Source organism: Streptomyces alanosinicus, assembly GCF_014650595.1.
GTDB classification, from domain to species: domain Bacteria; phylum Actinomycetota; class Actinomycetes; order Streptomycetales; family Streptomycetaceae; genus Streptomyces; species Streptomyces alanosinicus.
Window position 1 is genome coordinate 20,913 of record NZ_BMVG01000068.1, and the last position, 6,856, is coordinate 27,768.

Consider the following 6,856-nt stretch of genomic DNA (forward strand, 5'->3'; position numbering starts at 1 on the left):
CCGCGCCCCGGGCTCCCGGACGCCACGCGCGCCCGAATTATGCCGCGGCCACTTCAACACGCCCTGTACTTCACCGAAAGCCGCACCTTTCCGATCAACAACCGATCATCCTGCGGCACTTGATAGGTCGCCAATCGGCAACAGAAGCGACGCAATCGATGATTTGAGCAACTCGGTGTAGCAGTGCCTGCACGAAGCGTTATTCTCCTCAGACGCAAACCGGTACCCCTCCGTCGCTACGACGGGTGAACGGTCCCGTACTGCACGTGATGGAAGCTCTGCCTCTGGGAGTCCCGTGTACCCACACGTCGGGGTTGACGCCTCGGGCCTGGCTACGCTGCGCGCAACAGTCGCAACGGTCAAAGAGACGCTGCGCGGCCTCGTCCCCACCGCGTACGCCGTCCCCGCCTTCGCCGGCGCCGCGCCCGTAGGCCCGTGCTATGCACTGGCCGACGGCAGCGCCGCCGTCGGCAGACGAGGGCGCTCCGCCGGTGCGGGCGCCGCCACCACCGCCCGCCGCCCGGCCGCCGACAGCGACAGCGCCCGGATGATGGACCTGGTCGAACGCGCCCAGGCCGGCGAGGCCGAGGCCTTCGGCCGGCTGTACGACCAGTACAGCGACACGGTGTACCGCTATATCTATTACCGCGTCGGCGGCCGGGCCACCGCCGAGGACCTCACCAGCGAGACCTTTCTGCGAGCGCTCAGAAGGATCGGCACCTTCACCTGGCAGGGCCGTGACTTCGGCGCCTGGCTCGTGACGATCGCCCGCAACCTCGTCGCCGACCACTTCAAGTCCAGCCGCTTCCGCCTGGAGGTCACCACCGGCGAGATGCTCGACGCCAACGAGGTCGAGCGCTCCCCGGAGGACTCCGTCCTGGAGACGCTGTCCAACGCCGCGCTGCTGGACGCCGTACGACGGCTCAACCCGCAGCAGCAGGAGTGCGTGACGCTCCGCTTCCTCCAGGGTCTCTCGGTCGCCGAGACCGCCCGCGTCATGGGCAAGAACGAGGGCGCGATCAAGACCCTCCAGTACCGCGCCGTACGCACTCTGGCCCGGCTTCTGCCGGACGACGCACGCTGAGCCGGGGCCCCGCCGCCCCACCACCCACGGCGACGCCCAACTCACGTTCCGTGAGCGCTCGTTGCCTTTCCGATCCGGTCATCCGCCGTCCGTAACCCAAGTGCCGCGCCAGTCGTTGTGCGGGATACAGGCTCCCTGTGGTCACGTCTGGCCGACCCTGATCACTCGATCGTGTGGAAGTGGTCGCGGGCGTGCAACCCTCAGGACCCCCTGGGGAGTCGACCGTGATGACGAGAGGAGGTGCCGCCAGTGATCGCGAACGTATCGGCACACCGGCGGGCGAACGCCTTCGCCCAGGCCCTGGAGGAGCTGTCCGACCGGGACACGGCGGCCGATCAGTCCGTAGACCCGGCGGGTTCTCCGCCGACCGTCGAGGAACAGAGCGAGCAAGGCGAGCTTCTGGCCCTCACCGCGGACCTCGACGCGCTGCCGAAGCCGCAACTCGACCCCGAGGTCAAGGTCGTGCAGCGCGCCCAACTGGTGGCCGCGATGGAGGCCATGCTCCAGGAGGGCACCGGGGCGGCGGACGTGTCGGTACCGGAACAGCGCGGACGCGGCCGGGGTGCGCACCGGGCGAGCCCGCTGAGCAAACTGCGCCCGCGCTCCCGGCTGACCAAGGGCCTCGCCGCGGGCGGGCTCAGCGTCGGCGTGGCCGCCGGAGCTTTCGGCGGGGTAGCCGCCGCCAGCTCCGACGCCCTGCCCGGCGACTCGCTGTACGGCCTCAAACGCGGCATCGAGGACTTCAAGCTCAACTACATGACCAACGGCGACGACGCACGCGGCCAGACGTACCTCGACCAGGCTTCCACACGCCTCAGCGAGGCACGTCGGCTGATGGAGCGCGGCCGCAGCGGCCATCTCGACCATGAGTCGATCGGCGAGATCCGCCGCACGCTCTCCGGTATGCAGCGCGACGTCACCGAGGGCCACCGCCTGCTCCATGAGGCCTATGAAGCCGACCCCGGCTCACTCGGCCCGATCCAGGCCCTGTCCACCTTCTCCCGCTCCCACCGCGAGGTCTGGAGCGCGCTCAGCGACAAGCTGCCGGTCCAGCTCGGGGACGTCAAACAGCAGGTGTCGTCGGTGTTCGACGCCATAGACCAAGAGGTCGCCCCGCTGCAGTCCCTGCTGCCGCACTCGCCCACCCGGGGCGGCGACGGCAAGCAGCAGGGCACCGGCCCGGCATCCACCGGCTCCGCCGGCGGCCACCGGTCGAGCGCGCCCCACTCCTCGGGCCACGCCCCGCCCACCGGCAAGCACACAAGCAGCGGCGACCCGAGCGGCACGGCCACCGGCAGCAGCGGTATGGGCCTCATCGGCGGCGACACCGGCGGCCTGCTCGAACCGCCGAAGACCGGCCCCGGCAGCAGCACACCGTCCACCAGCAAACCCCCGACGGCCACACCGGACGTCACCATCCCGCCGCTCCTGCCCGGCCTCCTGCCCGGCCTGGGCATCGAGGGCGAGGACACGGCGCACTAGAGGACACGACGCGTGACGTGAGTGGGGGCGCCCTCCCGAGCAGGGCGCCCCCACTCAGAAGTCCGAATGCGTCATCCGAACGCGTCAGAAGAAGACCGACCGCCGCTGCACCAACAGCTTGTACAACGTGTGCTGAATCTGCTCCCGTACCTGATCGGTCAGGTTGAACATCAGCATCGGATCCTCGGCAGCCTCCGCCGGATACCCGTCCGTCGGAATCGGCTCACCGAACTGGATCGTCCACTTCGTCGGCAACGGAACCGCACCCAGCGGCCCCAGCCACGGAAACGTCGGCGTCAGCGGGAAGTACGGAAATCCCAGCAGCCGCGCCAGCGTCTTGGCGTTGCCGATCATCGGGTAGATCTCCTCCGCCCCGACGATCGAGCACGGAATGATCGGCACCCCCTGCCGCAGCGCGGTCGACACAAAGCCGCCCCGGCCGAACCGCTGCAGCTTGTACCGCTCGCTGAAAGGTTTCCCGATGCCCTTGAAGCCCTCGGGCATCACCCCGACCAGCTCGCCCTGCCCCAGCAGCCGCTCCGCGTCCTCCGCGCACGCCAGGGTGTGCCCCAGCTTGCGGGCCAGTTCGTTGACCACCGGCAGCACGAAGACCAAGTCGGCCGCGAGCAGCCGAAGATGCCGGTCGGCCGGATGGTGGTCGTGCACGGCGACCTGCATCATCAGCCCGTCCAGCGGCAGCGTCCCGGAGTGGTTGGCGACGATCAGCGCCCCGCCCTTCGCCGGGATGTTCTCGATGCCCTTCACCTCGACCCGGAAGTACTTCTCGTACACCGGCCGCAGCAGCGACATCAGGACCTGGTCGGTCAGCTCCTCGTCGAAACCGAAGTCGTCGACGTCGTAGTCCCCGGTCAGCCGGCGCCGCAGAAAGGCCAGCCCGGCCGCCACACGCCGCTCCAGGCCGCCGCCCGGCCCGTCGGTGCCCGGCTGCTCAGTCGCCCCCTTCGCATCCTCCACAGGGCTCACAGGCCCATCTTCCTGCGCACGGGCCCGGCCCGGCAGAGGCTGGACCTCGCCCATCTCGCCGGTCTCACCGAGGCCGCCGCGCCGGCTGCCCGTGCTCCGGCGCCGCGCCGGGCGCTGTGCGGCGCTCCCGCGGGACCGGTCGTCGTCGAACGGAATGACCTTGGCGTCCGCCATCGTTTGCCGCTCTCCTCAGTTGGCGCTGTGCGTCGTGGGCCGGCCGCCGCCCCGCGTGGCCAGTTCGGCGATCCGGTCGACGGCCCCCGCGAGGGCCTCCGGCGGCACCAGCCCGGGGCCCTGGCCGCGGGCGAAGTCCGCGAACGTCTCCGCTGTCGTGTACTTGGGTGTGAAGCCCAGCGTCTCGCGCATCTGGACCGTGTCCACCACCCGTCCGTGCGTGAGCAGCCGGATCTGCTCCGGCGAGAAGTCCGTCATACCGAGCGTACGCACCAGCGAACCCGCCCAGGTGACGGCGGGCAGCAGCAGGGGCACGGTGGGCCGGCCGAGCCGCCGGGAGCACTGCGAGAGCAACAGCACACCGTCCCCGGCGATGTTGAACGTGCCGCTGTTCAGGGTGCCCCGGCGCGGCTCGTGCGAGGCGATCCTGAGCACCTCGACGACATCGTCCTCATGGACGAACTGCAGCCGCGGGTCGTAGCCGAACACGGTCGGCAGCACCGGCAGCTCGAAGTACGAGGCGAGCGGGGTGTCCGCGGCCGGCCCGAGGATGTTGGCGAACCTCAGCACACACACGGCGACGTCCGGCCGCCGCCGGGCGAAGCCGCGCACATATCCCTCGACCTCGACGGTGTCCTTGGCGAAGCCGCCGCTCGGCAGCGACTTCGGCGGGGTCGTCTCGGTGAAGACGGCCGGATCGCGTGGTGCGGAGCCGTAGACGTTCGTACTGGACTTGATCACCAGCCGCCGTACCGTCGGCGACTTCTGGCAGGCGCCGAGCAGCTGCATGGTGCCGATGACATTGGTCTCCTTGACGGTGGCCCGGCTGCCGCCGCGCAGCGCCGTGCCCGTCACATCCATGTGGACGACCGTGTCGGCGCCGGTCTCGGCGAGCACCCGCGCGATCGTCGGCAGCCTGATGTCGGCCTGGATGAAGTCCGCCCCGCCCAGATGGTGCGCCGGCGGCACCGCGTCCACGGCGATCACCCGGTCGACCTCCGGATCCCGCTGGATCCGCCGTACGAACCGGCCGCCCAGCTGCCGGGCCACTCCGGTGACGAGCACGACCTTCCCCAAGATCAGCGCCTTCTTTCTGCGACCGCCGTGTGTGCGGCCAACTTAGCGGGTCGACGTTGCGCTGTGATGACCACCCGATGCACGAAGTGACGGAAATTCACTGATCGGAATATGCCGGGTACGACTGCGCGGGCGCGGGTACCCGGATATGCCTGTGGCCCCCCACCGGTTCCGATGGGGGGCCACAGAGACGCGTTCACACGCTCTCGCGCGCCGCTTACTTCTTGTTGCGACGCTGAACGCGCGTGCGCTTGAGCAGCTTGCGGTGCTTCTTCTTGGCCATCCGCTTGCGCCGCTTCTTGATAACAGAGCCCACGACTACCCTCGCTCACTTCTCATCACTCGGTTGTTTGGGCGCCATGGGCCCACACGACCTACGAGGGGCTAGCCTACCCAACCGAGCGCCCAGGTCGTAATCGAGGGGGTACCCCGGGGTAACCCGGAGGTCGCCGTCAGCCCGCCTCCACCCCCACATAGCTCTCACGGAGGTACTCGTGTACCGCTTGTTCCGGGACACGGAAGGACCGCCCCACCCGGATCGCGGGCAGATGACCACTGTGCACCAAGCGGTACACGGTCATCTTCGACACTCGCATCACCGCGGCGACTTCCGCCACGGTAAGGAACACAACCTCGTTGAGAGGCCTCTCGTCAGCTGCACCCATGACACACCTGAACCTTCCGCACTCGACGGCCACCGGCTTCCCCTTCCGGTGACTCTTCGTCGTTGCGTGCTCACTCCCCAATGTAGAGGCGGGTGATGCAAGTGGGGAAGAGGTGCACCCATCGCAGGCCTACTGTGACAGACACGCTCGTTTGAGTACGTAGCGGGTAAGCGGCCGGTAGTACTCAGACCGCACGGCGTCATCAACCGGAACGGCGACGGACACGCGCCCCTCCGCCTCCCCCACGAACAGCGCCGGATCGTCGGTGTCGGCCAGACCGATGGCCTCGAACCCCAGCTGACCAGCGCCGCAGACCCAGCCATGGTCGCCCACGACCAGCTCGGGCAGCGGCCCACCGCCCTCCGCCGCGGCCTCCAGCACGACCCGAACCGGCAGCGGGGAATGACAGTGCACGCCCGGCTCACAACCGGGGCGCCCACCGTCGATTTCCCGCACCAACCCAACGCGCCGTGCGTAGCCGAGGTGATACGTACGTAGACCGAACCGGGTCAATATGTCGACACAGCGACCCTGCGCGGGAGTGAGCACGTCACACCCCGCCGCCGAGAGCGCGTCCGCCAGCGCGGCGTAGAACCCGAGCAGCCGCTGCGGATGCCCGGTCCCGAACAGCACGGGCGCACCGCGCCTGGCCGCCTCCCCGATCCGCCCCGCGAACGCGTCCAGCCCGGCCAGCGTCCGATCGGGATCGATCACATCCGGCCCCGAAGTGTGCCGAGGATCGGCCGAGACCCCGCACTTCTCCGCCATGAGGCCCAGCAGATCCCGCTGCCCCCAGACCCCTTCGGGATCGATCCCGATCAGCACCCGCGGATCCCGGGCAGCAAAGAGCCGATAGCTGCGCAGACTGTCCTCCCGCGAGGTCCCGACCACCCCCGCAAGCCGAACAGCCGGCAGATACGCACGTAGAGCTCCGCTGGTCGACACGGATGCGATGGTGACGCATCCACCCCACCGCACGTACCGAAACCAGCCCAATCCCCCACAGTTGGCGTAACCCCCCAACCACACCCCCTGTCCCACCGGGACACGACCAGCCCCATACCCCCACCCGAACACAGCCGACGCCCCCCACGGAGGCAGGTCAGGCAGGGCATGCAGGTCAGGGCCGACGTCCCCTCACCCACCGGGCAGGGCCGACGTCCCCTCACCCACCGCGGCACGACTGGCGCTCACTCACCCCGGCAGGACCGACGCTGCCCCACCCACCCCGGCACGGCTGACGCCCCCATCCACCCCGCCAGGGCCGACGCTCACTCACCCACCTGGGCACGGCTGGCCCCCTCATCCACCCGGGCACGGCTGGCGCTCCCCCACCCACCCAGGCTCGACGGCCTCTTGCTCACCCACCCGAGCACGGTGGCCTTTCACT

Annotated in this window: 7 protein-coding genes; 2 read left to right on the forward strand and 5 right to left on the reverse strand. The window is 69.5% G+C overall.

All coding sequences use genetic code 11. The features are described 5' to 3' along the window. Nucleotides 1–295 precede the first annotated feature (295 nt). Both IE277_RS44665 and IE277_RS44670 read left to right on the forward strand, forming a co-directional pair. On the forward strand, nucleotides 296–1,084 hold the full coding sequence (locus tag IE277_RS44665) for an ECF subfamily RNA polymerase sigma factor, BldN family (protein ID WP_189959592.1): 789 nt from the start codon (nucleotides 296–298) through the stop codon (nucleotides 1,082–1,084). Nucleotides 1,085–1,333: 249 nt separating this feature from the next. Continuing rightward, nucleotides 1,334–2,566 (forward strand): DUF5667 domain-containing protein, encoded by a 1,233-nt coding sequence (locus tag IE277_RS44670; protein ID WP_189959594.1) that lies wholly within the window; start codon nucleotides 1,334–1,336, stop codon nucleotides 2,564–2,566. An 84-nt stretch (nucleotides 2,567–2,650) separates the two neighbouring features. Here IE277_RS44670 and IE277_RS44675 read toward each other — a convergent pair whose 3' ends face one another. The 5 genes from IE277_RS44675 to IE277_RS44695 all read right to left on the reverse strand — a co-directional run bounded on the left by IE277_RS44675 (nucleotide 2,651) and on the right by IE277_RS44695 (nucleotide 6,411). Next, nucleotides 2,651–3,724, reverse strand: coding sequence for a lysophospholipid acyltransferase family protein (locus IE277_RS44675; RefSeq protein WP_189959596.1), 1,074 nt, complete (start codon nucleotides 3,722–3,724; stop codon nucleotides 2,651–2,653). 15 nt (nucleotides 3,725–3,739) lie between these two features. Further along, nucleotides 3,740–4,801 (reverse strand): NAD-dependent epimerase/dehydratase family protein, encoded by a 1,062-nt coding sequence (locus tag IE277_RS44680; RefSeq protein ID WP_189959598.1) that lies wholly within the window; start codon nucleotides 4,799–4,801, stop codon nucleotides 3,740–3,742. A gap of 217 nt (nucleotides 4,802–5,018) precedes the next feature. After that, the gene (locus tag IE277_RS44685; protein ID WP_003948845.1) at nucleotides 5,019–5,117 is read right to left on the reverse strand and encodes a 30S ribosomal protein bS22; all 99 of its coding nucleotides are present in this window, start codon (nucleotides 5,115–5,117) and stop codon (nucleotides 5,019–5,021) included. Nucleotides 5,118–5,253: 136 nt separating this feature from the next. After that, nucleotides 5,254–5,466, reverse strand: coding sequence for a helix-turn-helix domain-containing protein (locus IE277_RS44690; protein ID WP_189959604.1), 213 nt, complete (start codon nucleotides 5,464–5,466; stop codon nucleotides 5,254–5,256). A gap of 129 nt (nucleotides 5,467–5,595) precedes the next feature. Next, a complete protein-coding gene (locus IE277_RS44695) occupies nucleotides 5,596–6,411 on the reverse strand; it encodes a phosphatase (RefSeq protein WP_189959600.1) in 816 nt (271 codons plus the stop codon). Nucleotides 6,412–6,856: the final 445 nt, after the last annotated feature.

What these genes read in the sequence shown, in the direction of transcription:
- IE277_RS44675 (WP_189959596.1), bottom strand. Translation starts at nt 3,724, where the DNA reads ATGGCGGACGCCAAGGTCATTCCGTTCGACGACGACCGGTCCCGCGGG.
- IE277_RS44690 (WP_189959604.1), bottom strand. Translation starts at nt 5,466, where the DNA reads ATGGGTGCAGCTGACGAGAGGCCTCTCAACGAGGTTGTGTTCCTTACC.